Genomic DNA, 16,155 nt, shown 5'->3' with positions numbered 1-16,155 from the left:
GAAGAAGGTAAGCGAATGTTAGACAAGCGGATGAGCGCGGCGGATGTCGTCGCGCAGATAAAGGATGGCATGACCATCGGCATTGGCGGCTGGGGGCCGCGCCGCAAGCCCATGGGGCTGGTGCGCGAACTCCTCCGTTCGGATGTGAAGGACCTCACGGTTGTCGCCTATGGCGGCGCGGATGTCGGCATGCTGTGCGCGGCAGGGAAAGTGAAGAAGCTGATCTTCGCGTTCGTCTCGCTCGATGCGATTCCGCTGGAACCCTGGTTCCGCAAGGCGCGCGAAGCAGGCCAGATCGAAGTGCTCGAACTCGACGAAGGCATGTTCCAGTGGGGCCTCAAGGCCGCTGCGTTCGGCCTGCCGTTCCTGCCGACCCGCGTGGGTCTCGGCACCGATCTCGCCGAACTGGGCGGGCTCAAGACGGTTCAGTCGCCTTATGAAGACGGCGAAACCCTGATCGCGATGCCCGCTATCAAGCTGGATGTGGCGCTGATTCATGCCAACCGCAGCGACTGGCGCGGCAACGTGCATCTGCTTGGCCCCGACTCGTACTATGACGAATGGTTCGCCAAGGCGGCGGCCAAGACTTTCGTTTCGTGCGAAGAACTGGTCGACAAGATGGAAGACCACTACGAAGCGGAAGCGCATGCGAATGTCTTCGAGCGGTGCTTCGTCAATGGTGTGGTGCATATGCCTTATGGCGCGCATCCCAGTTCCATGCCCCCGCACTATGGCTGGGACATGAAGGCGTTCAAGGCCTACGCCGCTGCGGCGAAGGAACCGGGCGACTGGGCAGCCGTGGCCGATCGTTTCGTGGGTGCGAGCGAAGAAGCCTATCTGGAAAGCGTTGGTGGAAAGGAGGCGGTGGCGGGTCTTCCGTTGCCGATATTCTGATGACTGAAGTATCTCTGACTGAACTGTGCATCTTTGCGTGCTCGGAAGCTTTCCGCAACAACGGTGAAGTGGTGGCAACCGGCGTCGGCCCCGTGCCGCGTCTGGCGGCTAGCGTGGCCAAGCTGACTCACAGCCCGGAACTGATGATGACCGATGGAGAAGCCTATCTGGTCGAACAGCCCGTGCCGCTGGGCCCGCGCAATTACGACGATCGCAAGCGTGCGGGGCACCTGCCGTTCTCGCGCTTCTTCGACAGCGCGGTGTGGACCGGCCGCCGCCATGCGATGGTGACGCCGACCCAGCTCGACCGTTTCGGGCAGATCAACCTGTCCTACATGGGCGGCACGTATCAGCAGCCCAAGACGCAGATGCTGGGTGTGCGCGGTTTCCCGGGCAACACCATCTATCACACGAACTCGTTCTTCTTCCCCGCGCATTCGGCCCGCGTGTTCGTGCCGGGCGAAGTCGATATGATCTCGGGCGTGGGGTACAACCCGGCGAAGCGCGTGGCAGGCGGCAACTATTCGGGCGTCGACCTGCGCGTGATCGTCACCAATCTGTGCGTGATGGATTTCGGCGGCAAGGACAATGCGATCCGCGTCGTCTCGCTCCATCCGGGCGTGACTTTCGAGGAAGTGCAGGAAGCCACCGGCTTCGAACTGGAGAAGGGCGATCTTACCGAAACCCCGATGCCGACTGCCGAAGCGCTCGAAATCATCGCCAAGCTTGACCCGCACAATATTCGTGCGACTGTGATCAAGGACAACCCGCCGGCGAAGAGGACTGCATGACGCAAGCAGCGAAGCCCGTACTCGAGGGATTTTTCACGACTGGCGAGAGCCCGGCTTTGCTGGGTTCGCGCTGTGTCAAATGTGGCACGTTCTACTTCCCGTCCGTGGAAGGGTTCTGCCGCAATCCTGACTGTGATTGTTCGCAGTTCGAAAGTGTCGAGCTTTCGCGGACGGGCAAGCTGTGGTCCTTTACCAATGCCTGCTACAAACCGCCGGAGCCGTATATCGCGAAAGAGCCGTTCGAGCCTTACGCGATTGCGGCTGTCGAACTCGCCAAAGAGAAGATGATCGTCCTCGGCCAGGTGGTCGAGGGCGTCGGCGTCGAGCAGCTCAAGGCCGGCCTCGAAATGGAACTGGTGCTCGAAACGATCCCCGATGCGGTGGAACCGGAAGGCAAGCTGACCTGGAAGTGGAAGCCCGTGGCATGACGCAGGAAATCGCAATCATCGGCGCGGGTATGCACCCCTGGGGCAAATGGGGCCGCAAATTCGTGGAATATGGTGTCGAAGCGGCGCGTGAAGCGCTGGCCGACGCCGGTATTTCGTGGCGCGACGTGCAGTTCGTGTCGGGCGCGGCAACCATGCGGTGCGGCTATCCCGGCTATGTCGCGGGCGCGACGTTCGCACAGGCGCTCGGCTGGCAGGGCGCCGAAGTCAACACCAGCTACGCCGCATGCGCCTCGGGTTCGCAGGCGCTGGCCGCGGCCCGGGCCAAGATTCTCTCGGGTCAGGCCGAAGTCGCGCTGGTGATCGGCGCGGACACCACGCCCAAGGGCTTCCTTGCCCCGGCCAAGGGCGAACGCCCGGACGATCCGGATTGGGTGCGTTTCCGTGTGGGTGTCACCAACCCCACCTATTTCGCGCTCTATGCGCGCCGCCGCATGGAAATGTACGGCGATACGCAAGAAGATTTCGCGCGGGTGAAAGTCAAGAATGCCGAACACGGCTTCACCAATCCCAAGGCGCGCTATCGCAAGAAGTTCACCATGGAAGACGTGGCGGCATCGGCAATGGTCGCCGATCCGCTGCGCCTGATGGATATCTGCGCCACGTCCGATGGCGGCGCGGCGCTGATCGTGTGCAGCCTCGATTATGCGCGCAAGATCGGCAAGGCGAATGCCCCGCGCATCGCCGCGATTTCGACCGTGACGCCGACATTCGCTTCGGCCGTGATCGAAATGCCCGACCTTGCCACCGACAGCGCCGTGGCGATGGACGCGCACAGCTTCCGCGCCGCCCTGCCGCGCAAGGCATACGAAGAAGCAGGCATCGGCCCCGAAGACGTATCGGTTGCCGAAGTCTATGACCTGTCGACCGCACTTGAAATGGACTGGATGGAAGACCTGCAGCTCTGCCCGCGCGGCGAAGCGGCGGGGCTGGTTCGCGAAGGCGCCACCCGCATCGGCGGGCGCATGCCGATCAACCCTTCGGGCGGCCTTGCCTGCTTCGGCGAAGCCGTGCCCGCGCAGGCCATCGCGCAGGTGTGCGAACTGACATGGCAGTTGCGTGGCCAGTCCGGCGATCGGCAGGTGCAGGGCGCCAAGGTCGGTATCACAGCGAACCAGGGCCTGTTCGGCCATGGATCATCGGTGATTGTAAAGGCGTGATGGCGCGCTTATGCGCGACAGGGGTGGCCGGTGCGGATGATGGTATCCGCCCGGTCGGGAGGACTTCATGAACGAACTGGATCGCCTGGTCGAACCGCCCAAGGCCGACATCCACTATGAAACCGAGGAGCCCGTCCGCTACGAAGTGGTCGGGCCGGTTGCCCATATCATTCTCAATCGCCCGAAGTACAACAACGCGCAGAACAGTCAGATGACTTATGCGCTGGATGCGGCGTTCCGCCGGGCGGTGGACGACGATGCCGTGCGCGCCATCGTGCTGCGCGGCGAAGGCAAGCACTTTTCCGCCGGGCACGATATCGGCACGCCGGGCCGTGATGTCACGGCGAGCTGGGACCGGGTGGGGCTGCTCCCCGATCATACCAACAAGCCGGGCGTCGAATTCCTCTATACGCGCGAGCATGAGGTCTATCTCACCATGTGCCGCCGCTGGCGCGATGCGCCCAAGCCGACAATCGCGGCGGTGCAGGGCGCTTGTGTCGCGGGTGGCCTGATGCTGGCCTGGGTGTGCGATATCATTGTCGCCACCGACGATGCCTTCTTCCAGGACCCGGTGAACCGCATGGGCATTCCCGGCGTGGAATATTTCGCGCACGGTTTCGAACTGCCGCCACGCATCGCCAAGGAATTCATTCTTCTGGGCGAACGCCTGCCGGCGGAACGCGCCTACAACTTCGGCATGGTCAACCGTTTGACCACGCGTGAAAACCTGCTGGCCGATGTCCAGAAGCTGGGCGAGGAACTGGCTGCCCGCCCGCGTCTGGGCAACTGGCTGACCAAGCAGGCTCTTAATCACGTCGAGGAGCTGCGAGGGAAGCGCAGCGCCACCGACGCCCATTTCCACATGCATCACTTCGCGCATGCGCAGAGCGACCTGCTGTCGTCGAACAGCCTCGGCGGCATGGATGCGAAGTCGATGGCGGCGGCGAACAAGGCCGCTGCGGACAAGACGGATACCGAATGATGAGCAATGCGTTGAACACGATTCTGGTCGAGCGGCTGGGCTGCCGCGTGCCGATCATCCAGACCGCGATGGGCTGGGTGGCGGAACCGAGCCTGGTGATCGGCTCGTCCAATGCCGGGGCTTTCGGTTTCCTCGGCGCGGCGGTGATGACTCCGGACGAAGCGCGCGAAAAGCTGCTGCAGGTGCGCCGGGGCACGGATCGTCCGTTCGGGGTGAATTTCCACTCGTTCCAGCCGGGCGCGGATAAGATCGTCGACCTGATTATCGAGAACAAGGACCAGGTGCGCGCGGTCAGCTTCGGGCGCGGGCCCAACGCAAAGATGATCGGCCGTTTCCGCGATGCCGGCATCCTCTGCATCCCGACCGTGGGTGCGGTGAAGCACGCGCAGAAGATGGTCGAACTGGGCGTCGACATGGTCAGCGTGCAGGGCGGCGAAGGCGGCGGGCATACCGGTTCGGTGCCGACCACCGTGCTGCTGCCGCAAGTGCTCGATACGGTTGATGTGCCGGTGATCGCCAGTGGCGGTTTCGCCGATGGGCGCGGCCTCGCTGCGGCGCTGGCTTATGGCGCGGTCGGCATTGCCATGGGCACGCGTTTCCTGCTGACCCAGGAAAGCCCGGTTCCCGAAGTGACCAAGGGCGAATACCTGCGCGCCTCGACCGATGGCATCGTGTTGACCACCAAGCTGGACGGTATCCCGCAGCGCATGGTCCGTTCGAAGCTGATGGACCGGATCGAAAAGTCGGGCAAGCTCGGCATGTGGGCGCGGGCGATCGAAGCCAGCATGGCGATGAAAAAGCAGACCGGCGCTTCGTGGATCGACCTATTGAAATCGGCCAGGGGCATGACCTCGCACGGCGCCATGCCGCTCAAGCAGGCGATGATGGCCGCGACCATGCCGATGCTGATCCAGAAGGCCGTGGTCGATGGCGATATCGAAAACGGCGTCATGGCCACCGGCGTGGTCGGCGGACGCATCACCGAAATTCCGACCTGCCAGGAACTGATCGACCGGATCGTGGCCGAAGCGGAACAACGTTTGCAGGCACTGTGCGCCACCGGCGCCTGAGGAGATTGATATGCCGATTACCACGACCATCAAGGACCGTATCGCCGAGATCGTCTTCGACGTGCCGCCGGTCAACGCGTTCGACAGTGCCACCTGGATGTCGATCCCGGGCATCATCAACGAAGCGGCGCGCAATCCCGAAGTGAACTGCATCCTCATCCGGGCCGAAGGGCGCGGGTTCTGCGGCGGTGTGGACATCAAGGAAATGCAGGCGCATCCGGAACGGATCACGATCCTGAACCGTGGCAACTTCCTGACGTTCAAGGCGATCCACGAAGCGGAAATCCCCGTCGTGGTGGCCGTGCACAAGTTCGTGATCGGCGGCGGCATCGGCATCTGCGGCGGATCGGACACGATCATCGCCGCTGACGACGCCTACTTCTCGCTGCCGGAAGTCGATCGCGGCGCGATGGGCGGGGCCAGCCACATGTCGCGCATGCTGCCGCTGCACAAGGTGCGCGCGGCGTTCTTCACCGGCGGCAACATCCCGGCGCAGGAAGCCTATCGCCTCGGCGCCGTGGAAAAGGTCGTGCCGCGCGCCGATCTCGAAACCGAAGCGCGCGAATTCTGCAAGGTGATCGCCTCCAAGTCGCGCAAGGCGCTGGTCATCGCCAAGGAAGCGCTGAACGGCCTCGAAGCGCGCGACGTGGATCGCGGCTATCGCTGGGAACAGGGCTTCACGCTCGAAATGTACATGCACGAAGACAGCCAGAAAGCGCGTGACGCTTTCGTGGAAACCGGCAAGGCGGCATCGTTCTGATGGATCTCTCGTACACTCCCGAACAGCAGGCGTTCCGCGCGGAAGTGCGCGCCTGGCTCGAAGCGCATGTTCCGGCAGAGCCGCTGGAACATTACGACGCCACTCGCGAAGGGTTCGAAGCGCACCGCAAGTGGGAAGCGACTTTGAAGCAGGGCGACTGGGGCATGGTGACCTGGCCGAAGGAATACGGCGGCCGCGGCGTGGACCTGATCCAGTGGCTGATCTTCGAGGAGGAATACTACCGCGCCGGTGCGCCGGGCCGCGTCAACCAGAACGGCATTTTCCTGCTCGGCCCCACGCTGATGGAATTCGGCACGCATGAACAGAAATCCCGCTTCCTCCCTCCGATGGCCTCGGGCGAGGAAATCTGGGCGCAGGCATGGTCCGAACCGCAGGCGGGCAGCGATCTTGCCGGGGTGCGCGCCACCGCCGTGCGCGAGGGTGACGAATACGTGCTCAACGGCCACAAGATCTGGTCGAGCCGCGCGGTCTTTGCCGACTGGGCTTTCGGCCTGTTCCGTGAACCGGGCACCGAACGCCACCACGGCATGAGCCTGATCTTCTTCCCGCTCAACGCCCCCGGGGTGACGGTCAACGCGATCAAGAAGATCAACGGCCATGTCGGCTTTGCCGAAATCTTCCTCGAAGACGTGCGCGTTCCCGCGTTCAATCGCCTCGGCGATGAAGGGCAGGGCTGGCACATCTGCATGGCCACCGCCGGCTTCGAACGCGGGCTGATGCTCCGTTCGCCCGCGCGCTATCAGGTGGCGGCGGCCAAGCTGGCCGAACTGTGGGAAGCGAACAAGGAAACCGCCGATCCGGCGCTGGCATCCGAAGTCACGCGCGCGTTCATGAACGCGGAAGCCTATGCGCTGAACATCTACCAGACGGCATCGCGCCTGATGGCGGGGGCCAAGATCGGGCCGGAAGCGTCGACGAACAAGATTTTCTGGTCGGAACTGGACATCCATCTCACGGAAACCGCGCTCGCGATCCTCGGCCCCAGGGCCGAATTGACGCAGGAAGCGCCGGATGCTTATGCGTACGACTGGATGGACGATTACATCTTCGCTCTCGCCGGGCCGATCTATGCCGGTTCGAACGAGATCCAGCGCAACATCATCGCCGAGCGTATGCTTGGCCTGCCGCGCAAGTAAGGAGGGGCACTGTGGATTTTACCCTCAATGACGAACAGCGGATGTTCGCCGAAACGGCGCAGACCCTGTTCGCGGACACCTGCACGCCCGATCACTGGCGCAAGCAGATGGAAACCGGCGAAGCGCGCGACGATGCACGCTGGCAGGCGATTGTCGAAACCGGCTTCACGCTGTTGCTGCTGCCCGAGGAATCGGGCGGCCTGGGGCTGACCGAACTCGATTTCGCGCTGATCGCGGAAAAGGCGGGCTATGTGGTGCTGCCCGAACCGCTGGCGGAAAGCGCGGGCGTGGCGGCTCCGCTGCTGGCGGCGCTTGCGCCGGGCAGCGATGTGCTGGCCGATCCGTCGGCCACGATTGCGATTCAGCATCCGGCCAATCTCTACGTGCTCGATGCCGATCTTGCCGGGGCGATCATCCTGCACAAGGATGGCGAAGCCTGGCTCGCCACGCCTGATCAGGTCACGCTGACGCGTGAGGACAGCATCGATCCATTCCGCCGCCTGTTCCGCGTGGAATGGGATGAGGCCAATGCCACGAAGCTGGGCAAGGCGGACTGGGATCTGGCGCTGGATCGCGGGGCGCTGTTCTGCGCCGCGCAGGGCCTCGGTCTCGCGCAGCGTTCGGTCGATCTGGCGGTCGCCTATGCGCAGGAACGCCAGCAGTTCGGCAAGCCCATCGGCAGCTATCAGGCGGTGAAGCATCACCTCGCCTCGGCGCAGGTGGCGATCGAATTCGCCCGGCCCGTGGTTCTGGCCGCGGCGGCGGATATCGCCCGGCAGGACATTCAGGCCCGCGCCCGTGTCAGCCATGCCAAGCTGGTGGCGCTGGAAGCGGCGGAAAAGGCTGCCCGCGCGGCCATTCAGGTGCATGGCGCCATGGGCTATAGCTGGGAAGTGGACGTGCATCTCTTCCTCAAGCGCGCATTGGCGCTGAAGCAGTACTGGGGTACACCAGAGTTCCATCGTGGCCGCATCGCGACCCGCATGTTCACCCAGCCGATTGGCCCCGATCAGACCTTTGCTCGTGAGACTGAAAATGCCTGAAGCCTATATTGTCGACGCCGTCCGCGCTCCCACCGGCCGCAAGAAGGGCAGCCTTGCCCATATGCATCCGGCCGATCTTGCCGCCCATCCGATCAGCGCGCTGGTCGAACGCACGGGAATCGATCCCAATGCGGTCGAAGACGTGGTGTGGGGTTGCTGCGACACCATCGGCGGCCAGTCCGGCGATATCGGCCGTACGGCGTGGCTGGTGGCTGGTATGCCCGAACATGTCCCGGGCGTGACTATCGACCGCCAGTGCGGTTCTTCGCAGCAGGCGCTGCATTTCGCCGCGCAGGGCGTGATGAGCGGGACGCAGGATCTGGTCGTTGCCGGCGGCAGCCAAGCGATGAACCGTATTCCGATCTCCTCGGCGATGATCGTCGGTACCCAATTCGGGTTCGAAAATCCCTTCATCGGCGCCAAGGGCTGGGATGCCCGTTATGGCACCGAAGATGTGAACCAGATCAAGTCGGCCGAAATGATCGCCAACAAGTGGAACATCAGCCGCGAGGAAATGGAGCGCTTCAGCCTCGCTTCGCACCAGCGGGCGCAGGCGGCGACGGAAAACGGCTGGTTCGCGTCTGAAATCGCGCCGCTCGAAGGGTTGGATCGCGACGAAACCATCCGCCCGACGACGACGCTGGAAGGCCTTGCCGCCTTGAACCCGGTGAACGAAGGCGGTGTCATCACCGCCGGTGTCGCCAGCCAGAACTGCGACGGCGCGGCCGCCTTGCTGGTTGCCAGCGAACAGGCGGTGAAGGATCACGGCCTCAAGCCGCGCGCCCGCATCCATCACATGTCGGTGCGCGCCGACAATCCGATCTGGATGCTCACCGGCCCGATCCCCGCGACCAAGTATGCGTTGCAGAAGGCGGGCATGTCGATTGACGATATCGACGTGTTCGAATGCAACGAAGCGTTCGCATCGGTGCCGCTGGCATGGATGCAGGAACTGGGCGTGCCGCACGAGAAAGTGAATCTCTATGGCGGCGGGATCGCGCTCGGCCATCCGATCGGCGCGACCGGCGCCCGCCTGATGACGACTCTGCTAAACGTGCTGGAGCGTACCGGCGGCCGTTACGGTCTGCAGACGATGTGCGAAGGCGGCGGGCAGGCCAACGTCACGATTGTGGAACGCCTCTAAACGGCGTTGCGTTGCTGCGCCTCATCCGTTTGAGGCACGTTTTCCCTGCCGGCGCCGGTTCTTTTCCGAACCATGCTGGCAGGCCGGTTGGGGAGAGGGTGATCATGGGCGCAGAAACCAGAATCAAGAACCTGCTGTACCGCTACGCCGAACTGATGGACGCGGGCGATCTGGAAGGCGTGGCTGCGCTGTTTTCCAGAGCCCGGACCAAGACGGGCGGCAAATGGCTGGAAGGATCGGAGCCGATGCTGGCGCTGTGGCGCGCCAATGTCCGCATCTATCCTTGCGGCACGCCGCGGACGAAGCATGTCATCACGAATGCGATTGTCGAAGTGGACGAGGAAGCGGGAACGGCGACGAGCCGGTCCTACTACACCGTTTTGCAGGCCACGCCCGATCTGCCGTTACAGGTGATCTGCGCTGGCCGTTATCACGATGCCTTCGTCCGTGAAAACGGCGAATGGCACTTTTCCGAGCGGGACTATTCCCTGTTCGATCTCGCGGGGGACCTCAGTCAGCATCTGCTGATTCCGGTTTCCGCCTGATCTGCTGGATTTGAAGGAGTAACGAAGTGGGTATTTGCGAAGGACGCGTGGCAATCGTGACCGGGGCCGGGAACGGTCTGGGCAAGGCCTATGCACTGGGTCTGGCTGCCGAAGGCTGCAAGGTCGTGGTCAACGACCTTGGCGTTGGCACGCATGGCGAAGAAGGTTTGACCAAGGGCGCGGCCGAACAGGTCGTGGACGAAATCCGCGCCATGGGCGGCGAAGCGGTGGCCAACACCGATGACGTGGCCGATTGGGACGCGGGCAAGCGCATGGTGGAAGCCGCGCTCGACAATTTCGGCGCGCTGCATGCCGTGGTCAACAATGCCGGTTTCGTGCGTGACCGTATGTTCTTCACCTGCACCCCGGAAGAATGGGATGCGGTGATCCGCGTGCACCTGCGCGGCCATTTCTGCACCAGCCGCCATGCCGCCGAATACTGGCGTGCCCAGTCGAAGGCCGGCAACCCGGTCGATGCGCGCATCATCAACACCACCAGCGGCGCGGGCCTGCAGGGCTCCGTCGGCCAGTCGGCTTACGCGACAGCCAAGGGCGGCATCGCCACGCTGACGCTGGTTCAGGCGGTTGAACTGGCCCGCCTCGGCATCACCGCCAACGCGCTGGCCCCCAATGCCCGCACCCGCATGACCGATACCGGCGCGTTCGACATGGACGTGGCTGAAGGCGCGTTCGACGAATTCGCACCGGAAAACATGGCTCCGCTGGTGGCCTATCTGGTGTCGGAACAGTCCAAGGGCGTGACTGGCCAGGTGTTCGAGCTGAAAGGCGGCAATATCTTCCTGTCGCAGGGTTGGACCGACAGCCCGAATTTCGACAAGGGCGCCCGCTTCGAAGCCGGCGAACTCGATCCGATCGTGCGCAAGCTGATCGAACAGCGCGAACCGGCCAAGCCCGTTTACGGGGCCGGCTGAGCCATGGAGTTCGCCTTCACCGACGAACAGGCGATGATCGCGGAGACGGTCCAAGCCTTCTTCAAGGACAATGCCACCAGTGAACGCACCCGCGCCGCCATGGAAGCGGACGGGATCGACCGGGAACTGTGGACGGCGTTCTGCACCGAACTCGGCCTTGCCGGTGTCGGCCTGCCGGAAGATTTCGGCGGGGCAGGGCTCGGCATGGTCGAATTCGCCATTGTCGCCGAAGCGGCTGGCGCGCAAGTCGCTGCTCTGCCGCTGCTCGGTCTCGCCACCGCCGCCCGCGCCATCGCGGCGGGTGGGAGCGAGGAACAGAAGGCGCAATGGCTGCCCAGGCTGGTGAGCGGCGAAACGATCGCCGCATCGCAGGGCATCCACGGCCTCACCGTGGCGGGCAACACGCTGACCGGCGATGTGCAGTTCGTGCCGCATGGTGCGTCCGCCGATCTGTTCGTGTTCATCGGAGACGATGGCGCGTGGATTGTGCGCAAGGATATGCCGGGCGTTTCGGCCATCAGCCACACCACGATGGATCAGACCCGTCCGCTCGCCACCGTTTCGCTGGCAGGGGTGGAGGCGGAACCGCTGGCCGATGCCGCCGCGGCGCGCCATGCGCTGCAGGCCGGGGCGTGGATTTGCCTTGCAGCCGAAGCTCTGGGCGGGGCGCAGGAAACGCTCGACCGCACGGTGGCCTATTCGCTGGAACGCGTACAATTCGGCCGCCAGATCGGTTCGTATCAGGCGTACAAGCATCGCCTGGCGGACATGATGGTGGATATCGAACAGGCGCGCTCGGCGGTATATTGGGCGGCTTGCGCGGTGGACGAAGGTTCGGACGAGGCGCAACTGGCGCTCCATTCGGCCAAGAGCTTCTGCGCCGACACCTACTTCATGTGCGCGGGCAACATGATCCAGCTTCACGGCGGGATCGGGTTCACCTGGGAACACGATACCCATCTGTTCTTCAAGCGCGCCCGCTCGATCCTGAGCATGTATGGCAATGGTGATTGGCACCGCGAACAGGTTGCCGCTCTGATCATGGGAGAGGCGGCATGAAGCTGGGCTTTTCGCAGGCGGAAGAAGAATTCCGCGCCGAATGCGCCGACTGGCTGCAAAGCCAGTTGAACGGCGATTTCGCTGACATCAAGGGCCTGCCCGGGATGAACAGCATGATCGAACGGCGCAAGGACTGGGAACAGCGGCTGGCGGAAAACCGCTGGTCGGTGATCGGCTGGCCGGAAGAATGGGGTGGCCGCAACGCCACCATCGCGCAGCAGGTGATCTTCGCGGAAGAATATGCCCGTGCGGGCGGCCCGAACCGCGCCAACCACATTGGCGTGGAACTGGCCGGGCCGACGATCCTGGCGTTCGGCACGGAAGAGCAGAAAGCCAAGTTCCTGCCCGGCATCGCCAACGGCACGCAAATCTGGTGCCAAGGCTATTCCGAGCCCAACGCGGGTTCGGACCTCGCCAATGTCCGCACCAAGGCGCGGCTGGAAGGCGATGAATGGGTGGTCAACGGCCAGAAGGTCTGGACCAGCCTCGCGCACTATTCAGACTGGATTTTCGTCGTTGCCCGCAGCGAGGAAGGCTCCAAGGGGCCGAAGGGCCTGACCTTCCTGATGATGGATATGCATCAGCCGGGGGTCGAGGTTCGCCCGATCAAGCAGATCAACGGCGATGCCGAATTCAACGAGACCTTCTTCGAAGATGCCCGTTGCCCGGCTGACAGCCTGATCGGCACGCCCGGCGATGGCTGGCGCGTGGCGATGGGCCTGCTGGCGTTCGAACGCGGCGTGTCCACGCTGGGGCAGCAGATGGGCTTCCGCAACGAACTGGACGCCATCATCGAAGCAGCCAAGGCCAACGGCCTGGCCAAGGATGCCATAGTCCGCCAGCGCATCGCCAAGGCCGAAATCGGCCTGCGCCTGATGCGCTATGGCGCGCTGCGGATGCTGTCGAATGCCGATACCGCCCAGATCGATGGCGCGGCGCTGACCTACAAGATCCAGTGGGCCACCTGGCGCCGCGATCTTGGCGAACTGGCCATGGACGTTCTCGGCCAGGCTGGCGAGATCGCAGAAGGCGAGGAATACGAATGGAGCGCGCTGCCCAACATGTTCCTGTTCGGCCGTTCGGACACGATCTACGGCGGTACCAACCAGATTCAACGCAATATCATCGCGGAACGCGGCCTTGGCCTGCCCCGCGAACCCAGAGGTGACAAATGAGCCTGATTCCCGTTTATCCTGAACCCCGCGACCTGCTGAAAGGCAAGACTGTCGTCATCACCGCCGCGGCGGGCACCGGCATTGGCTATGCCGCCGCCAAGCGTGCCGTCGAAGAAGGCGCCAAGGTGCTGATCAGCGATTTCCACGAACGCCGTCTGGGCGAAGCGGCGGATCGCATTGCCGACGAGCTGAAATGCGAACGCCCGGCGACCTACGTGTGCGACGTGACCAACGAAGACAACGTGCAGGGCCTGCGTGATGGCGCGCTGGCCGCGCTCGGCAAAGTCGATGTGCTGATCAACAACGCCGGTCTCGGCGGTGAAGTCGATGTCGTCGACATGACCGACGACCAGTGGCACCGCGTGCTTGACGTGACGCTGACCAGCCTGTTCCGCATGACCCGCGCTTTCCTGCCGACGATGTATGCGGCGAAGTCGGGCGCGATGGTCAACAACGCTTCGGTGCTCGGCTGGCGCGCGCAGAAGGGCCAGGCGCACTATGCCGCGGCTAAGGCTGGCGTGATGGCCTTCACCCGCTGCTCGGCCATCGAAGCCGCCGAATACGGCGTGCGCATCAACGCGGTGTCGCCTTCGCTGGCGATGCACCCGTTCCTCGCCAAGGTGACGACGCAGGAAACGCTGGACAAGCTGGTGGAACGCGAAGCGTTCAAGCGCCCGGCCGAAGTGTGGGAAATCGCCAACGTGATGATGTTCCTGGCCAGCGATCTCGCCTCGTACATGACCGGCGAAATCGTTTCTGTTTCCAGCCAGAGGGCCTGATCCATGGCAATCATCTTCGAAAGCCCGCGCGATCTCGTCGGCAAGGAAGGCACGGCGCTGGAACCCAGCGAATGGCTGACTATCGAACAGGACCGGATCGATGCCTTCGCCGATTGCACAGGCGATCACCAGTGGATCCACGTCGATCCGGTGAAAGCCAAGGACGGCCCCTTCGGCGCGACGATCGCCCACGGCTATCTGACGCTGAGCCTGGTCAACATGTTCATGCCGCAGATGATCGACGTGCGCGGTTTTTCCGCTGGGGTGAACGTCGGCATGGACAAGACCCGCTTCCTCAATCCGGTGGTTGTCGGCTCGCGCATTCGCGGCACCGGCGAAATCGTTTCGGTGGAAGAAGTGAAGGGCGGCGCGATCCAGGCCGTCATCCGCGTGACGATCGAAATCGAAGGCAAGGACCGCCCGGCCTGCGTCGTCGATACGATCAATCGCTATTTCCCCGAGTAAAGGGATAATGACGGGCTTGAAAACGGCTGCTGCGGGCATCACGTGCTTGATGACGGCCGTTTTCGCCAATCCGCCCGCCACGGCGGCGGACGAGCTTTTGCAGAGTGAACCACCATCCGCGAGCGGCGGTGCCGCAACCGCGATACAACGGAGTAGGACAATGCCCGATCCAGCCAAGATGGCCGCCGCAGTGGAAGAATATGTCGCCGCATTCGGTGCCGGCAGCCCGGACCGCGTCGCCGCGCTCTATGCCGAAGACGCCACGGTCGAAGATCCGATCGGCACGCCCAAGCATGTCGGCCGTGAAGCGATCCGCGCGTTCTATGCGGAATCGATGAAGACCGGCGCGAAGCTCAAGCTGGAAGGGCCGGTCCGCGTGGTGCAGGACTATGCGGTGTTCCCCTTCTCGGTTAACCTCCATTACGAAGGTAGCGACAAGCGGATCGACGTGATCGACACATTCCGCTTCAACGATGCCAACGAAGTCATCGAAATGCGGGCCTATTGGGGCCCCACCAACATGCACGGCTTTTAATCAGGGAATTGCATATGCGCGAAGCAGCTATCGTATCCACCGCCCGGACCGCCGTTGGCAAAGCCTATCGCGGTGCGTTCAACGACACCGAGGCACCGCTGATGGCTGCTCATGTCGTCAACGCCGCGATCGAACGTGCGGGCATCGATCCGGCACGCGTCGATGACGTGTACATGGGCTGTGCCAACCAGTGGAACACGCAGAGCTACAACCTCGGCCGCCTGGCCGTGCATGGTTCGGTCCTGCCGGATACGACCGCCGGCTTCACGATGGACCGCAAGTGTTCCTCGGGCCTCAACGCCATCGCTTTCGCGGCGCGCGGCATCATCGCCAACGAAATCGACGTGGCGCTGGCCTGCGGCACGGAAAACGTCTCGCTCACGATCAACAAGCATGCGCCGCAGTGGCGCAACCGCTCCGAATTCGTGAAGGAACACGATCCCTACGCCTACATGGTGATGATCGAAACCGCCGAAGTGGTGGCCGATCGCTACAACATCAGCCGCGAAGCGCAGGACCGTTTTGCCGCGCTCAGCCAGCAGCGGGCCGCCGCCGCGCAGGAAGCAGGCAAGTTCGATGACGAGATCGTGCCGATCACCGTCACCAAGGCGCTGTTCGACAAGGAAGGCAACGAAACCGGCAAGGAAGAAGTCACGCTGACCAAGGACGAAGGCGTCCGTACAGGCACGACTTACGAAAAGCTGGCCGAACTGAAGCCGGTGTTCAAGAACGGCCTTGTCATTCAGGAAGGCAAGAACGTCACCGCAGGCAACGCCAGCCAGCTTTCCGATGGCGCTTCGGCACAGGTCGTGATGGATCTGGCCACCGCGCAGAAGGAAAACCTGCCGGTTTTGGGCATCTATCGCGGGTTCCAGGTTGCCGGCTGCGGCGCGGACGAAATGGGCATCGGCCCGGTCTTCGCCATTCCGAAGCTGCTGGAACGCGCCGGTCTCAAGATCGAGGATATCGGCCTGTGGGAAATCAACGAAGCTTTCGCTTCGCAGGCCGTGTACTGCCAGCAGAAGCTGGGCATCGATCCTGAAAAGCTGAACGTCAACGGCGGCGGTATCGCCATCGGCCACCCGTTCGGCATGACCGGCAGCCGCCTTGTCGGCCACGCGCTGATCGAAGGCAAGCGCCGCGGCGTGAAGTATGTCGTTGCTTCGATGTGCATCGCGGGCGGCATGGGCGCTGCGGGGCTGTTCGAAGTCGCCTGAC

At 63.4% G+C, this 16,155-nt stretch carries 18 protein-coding genes; all 18 read left to right on the top strand.

Going from position 1 to position 16,155, the window contains the following annotated elements; genetic code table 11:
* Nucleotides 1-15: 15 nt before the first annotated feature.
* The 18 genes from K5X80_RS14720 (at nt 16) to K5X80_RS14635 (ending at nt 16,154) form a co-directional block, all read left to right on the top strand.
* A complete protein-coding gene (locus tag K5X80_RS14720; protein WP_261390559.1) occupies nt 16-894 on the top strand; it encodes a CoA transferase subunit A in 879 nt (292 codons plus the stop codon).
* Complete coding sequence (locus K5X80_RS14715; protein ID WP_222558457.1) at nt 894-1,685, top strand: CoA-transferase subunit beta; 792 nt, start codon at nt 894-896, stop codon at nt 1,683-1,685. Before K5X80_RS14720 ends, K5X80_RS14715 begins: the two co-directional genes overlap by 1 nt.
* On the top strand, nt 1,682-2,113 hold the full coding sequence (locus tag K5X80_RS14710; RefSeq protein WP_222558456.1) for a Zn-ribbon domain-containing OB-fold protein: 432 nt from the start codon (nt 1,682-1,684) through the stop codon (nt 2,111-2,113). Before K5X80_RS14715 ends, K5X80_RS14710 begins: the two co-directional genes overlap by 4 nt.
* On the top strand, nt 2,110-3,291 hold the full coding sequence (locus tag K5X80_RS14705) for a lipid-transfer protein (protein ID WP_222558455.1): 1,182 nt from the start codon (nt 2,110-2,112) through the stop codon (nt 3,289-3,291). The genes K5X80_RS14710 and K5X80_RS14705 overlap by 4 nt, the downstream gene beginning before the upstream one ends.
* Nucleotides 3,292-3,358: 67 nt before the next feature.
* Nucleotides 3,359-4,273 (top strand): enoyl-CoA hydratase, encoded by a 915-nt coding sequence (locus tag K5X80_RS14700; RefSeq protein WP_261390558.1) that lies wholly within the window; start codon nt 3,359-3,361, stop codon nt 4,271-4,273.
* Nucleotides 4,273-5,343, top strand: coding sequence for an NAD(P)H-dependent flavin oxidoreductase (locus tag K5X80_RS14695; RefSeq protein ID WP_222558454.1), 1,071 nt, complete (start codon nt 4,273-4,275; stop codon nt 5,341-5,343). The genes K5X80_RS14700 and K5X80_RS14695 overlap by 1 nt, the downstream gene beginning before the upstream one ends.
* 10 nt (nt 5,344-5,353) lie before the next feature.
* Entirely contained in the window at nt 5,354-6,103 is a 750-nt protein-coding gene (locus K5X80_RS14690; RefSeq protein ID WP_222558453.1) for an enoyl-CoA hydratase family protein, read from the top strand.
* Nucleotides 6,103-7,260 carry an acyl-CoA dehydrogenase gene (locus tag K5X80_RS14685; protein WP_222558452.1) on the top strand — a complete coding sequence of 386 codons (1,158 nt, stop codon included), beginning with the start codon at nt 6,103-6,105 and terminating at the stop codon, nt 7,258-7,260. Before K5X80_RS14690 ends, K5X80_RS14685 begins: the two co-directional genes overlap by 1 nt.
* Nucleotides 7,261-7,271: 11 nt before the next feature.
* Entirely contained in the window at nt 7,272-8,303 is a 1,032-nt protein-coding gene (locus tag K5X80_RS14680) for an acyl-CoA dehydrogenase family protein (RefSeq protein ID WP_261390557.1), read from the top strand.
* Complete coding sequence (locus tag K5X80_RS14675) at nt 8,296-9,447, top strand: acetyl-CoA C-acetyltransferase (protein WP_222558451.1); 1,152 nt, start codon at nt 8,296-8,298, stop codon at nt 9,445-9,447. The genes K5X80_RS14680 and K5X80_RS14675 overlap by 8 nt, the downstream gene beginning before the upstream one ends.
* A 104-nt stretch (nt 9,448-9,551) precedes the next feature.
* Nucleotides 9,552-9,992, top strand: a complete 441-nt coding sequence (locus K5X80_RS14670; protein ID WP_222558450.1) for a nuclear transport factor 2 family protein — start codon at nt 9,552-9,554, stop codon at nt 9,990-9,992.
* Nucleotides 9,993-10,018: 26 nt separating this feature from the next.
* Nucleotides 10,019-10,924, top strand: coding sequence for an SDR family oxidoreductase (locus tag K5X80_RS14665; protein WP_222558449.1), 906 nt, complete (start codon nt 10,019-10,021; stop codon nt 10,922-10,924).
* Between the two features lie 3 nt (nt 10,925-10,927).
* The gene (locus tag K5X80_RS14660; RefSeq protein ID WP_222558448.1) at nt 10,928-11,983 is read left to right on the top strand and encodes an acyl-CoA dehydrogenase family protein; all 1,056 of its coding nucleotides are present in this window, start codon (nt 10,928-10,930) and stop codon (nt 11,981-11,983) included.
* Nucleotides 11,980-13,158 carry an acyl-CoA dehydrogenase family protein gene (locus tag K5X80_RS14655; protein ID WP_222558447.1) on the top strand — a complete coding sequence of 393 codons (1,179 nt, stop codon included), beginning with the start codon at nt 11,980-11,982 and terminating at the stop codon, nt 13,156-13,158. Before K5X80_RS14660 ends, K5X80_RS14655 begins: the two co-directional genes overlap by 4 nt.
* A complete protein-coding gene (locus tag K5X80_RS14650) occupies nt 13,155-13,937 on the top strand; it encodes an SDR family oxidoreductase (protein ID WP_222558446.1) in 783 nt (260 codons plus the stop codon). Before K5X80_RS14655 ends, K5X80_RS14650 begins: the two co-directional genes overlap by 4 nt.
* 3 nt (nt 13,938-13,940) lie before the next feature.
* On the top strand, nt 13,941-14,402 hold the full coding sequence (locus K5X80_RS14645; RefSeq protein WP_222558445.1) for a MaoC family dehydratase: 462 nt from the start codon (nt 13,941-13,943) through the stop codon (nt 14,400-14,402).
* A gap of 160 nt (nt 14,403-14,562) precedes the next feature.
* Nucleotides 14,563-14,937, top strand: coding sequence for a nuclear transport factor 2 family protein (locus K5X80_RS14640; RefSeq protein ID WP_222558444.1), 375 nt, complete (start codon nt 14,563-14,565; stop codon nt 14,935-14,937).
* Nucleotides 14,938-14,951: 14 nt separating this feature from the next.
* A complete protein-coding gene (locus K5X80_RS14635) occupies nt 14,952-16,154 on the top strand; it encodes an acetyl-CoA C-acyltransferase (RefSeq protein ID WP_222558443.1) in 1,203 nt (400 codons plus the stop codon).
* The last annotated feature ends 1 nt before the right edge of the window (nt 16,155 follow it).

The organism is Caenibius sp. WL, assembly GCF_019803445.1.
GTDB lineage: Bacteria > Pseudomonadota > Alphaproteobacteria > Sphingomonadales > Sphingomonadaceae > Caenibius.
This window is presented reverse-complemented; position numbering and strand designations above follow the sequence as displayed.

Coding starts and splice junctions, on each gene's coding strand:
- K5X80_RS14720 (WP_261390559.1), top strand. CDS start 16: ATGTTAGACAAGCGGATGAGCGCGGCGGATGTCGTCGCGCAGATAAAG.
- K5X80_RS14715 (WP_222558457.1), top strand. CDS start 894: ATGACTGAAGTATCTCTGACTGAACTGTGCATCTTTGCGTGCTCGGAA.
- K5X80_RS14710 (WP_222558456.1), top strand. CDS start 1,682: ATGACGCAAGCAGCGAAGCCCGTACTCGAGGGATTTTTCACGACTGGC.
- K5X80_RS14705 (WP_222558455.1), top strand. CDS start 2,110: ATGACGCAGGAAATCGCAATCATCGGCGCGGGTATGCACCCCTGGGGC.
- K5X80_RS14700 (WP_261390558.1), top strand. CDS start 3,359: ATGAACGAACTGGATCGCCTGGTCGAACCGCCCAAGGCCGACATCCAC.
- K5X80_RS14695 (WP_222558454.1), top strand. CDS start 4,273: ATGAGCAATGCGTTGAACACGATTCTGGTCGAGCGGCTGGGCTGCCGC.
- K5X80_RS14690 (WP_222558453.1), top strand. CDS start 5,354: ATGCCGATTACCACGACCATCAAGGACCGTATCGCCGAGATCGTCTTC.
- K5X80_RS14685 (WP_222558452.1), top strand. CDS start 6,103: ATGGATCTCTCGTACACTCCCGAACAGCAGGCGTTCCGCGCGGAAGTG.
- K5X80_RS14675 (WP_222558451.1), top strand. CDS start 8,296: ATGCCTGAAGCCTATATTGTCGACGCCGTCCGCGCTCCCACCGGCCGC.
- K5X80_RS14670 (WP_222558450.1), top strand. CDS start 9,552: ATGGGCGCAGAAACCAGAATCAAGAACCTGCTGTACCGCTACGCCGAA.
- K5X80_RS14660 (WP_222558448.1), top strand. CDS start 10,928: ATGGAGTTCGCCTTCACCGACGAACAGGCGATGATCGCGGAGACGGTC.
- K5X80_RS14655 (WP_222558447.1), top strand. CDS start 11,980: ATGAAGCTGGGCTTTTCGCAGGCGGAAGAAGAATTCCGCGCCGAATGC.
- K5X80_RS14650 (WP_222558446.1), top strand. CDS start 13,155: ATGAGCCTGATTCCCGTTTATCCTGAACCCCGCGACCTGCTGAAAGGC.
- K5X80_RS14645 (WP_222558445.1), top strand. CDS start 13,941: ATGGCAATCATCTTCGAAAGCCCGCGCGATCTCGTCGGCAAGGAAGGC.
- K5X80_RS14640 (WP_222558444.1), top strand. CDS start 14,563: ATGCCCGATCCAGCCAAGATGGCCGCCGCAGTGGAAGAATATGTCGCC.
- K5X80_RS14635 (WP_222558443.1), top strand. CDS start 14,952: ATGCGCGAAGCAGCTATCGTATCCACCGCCCGGACCGCCGTTGGCAAA.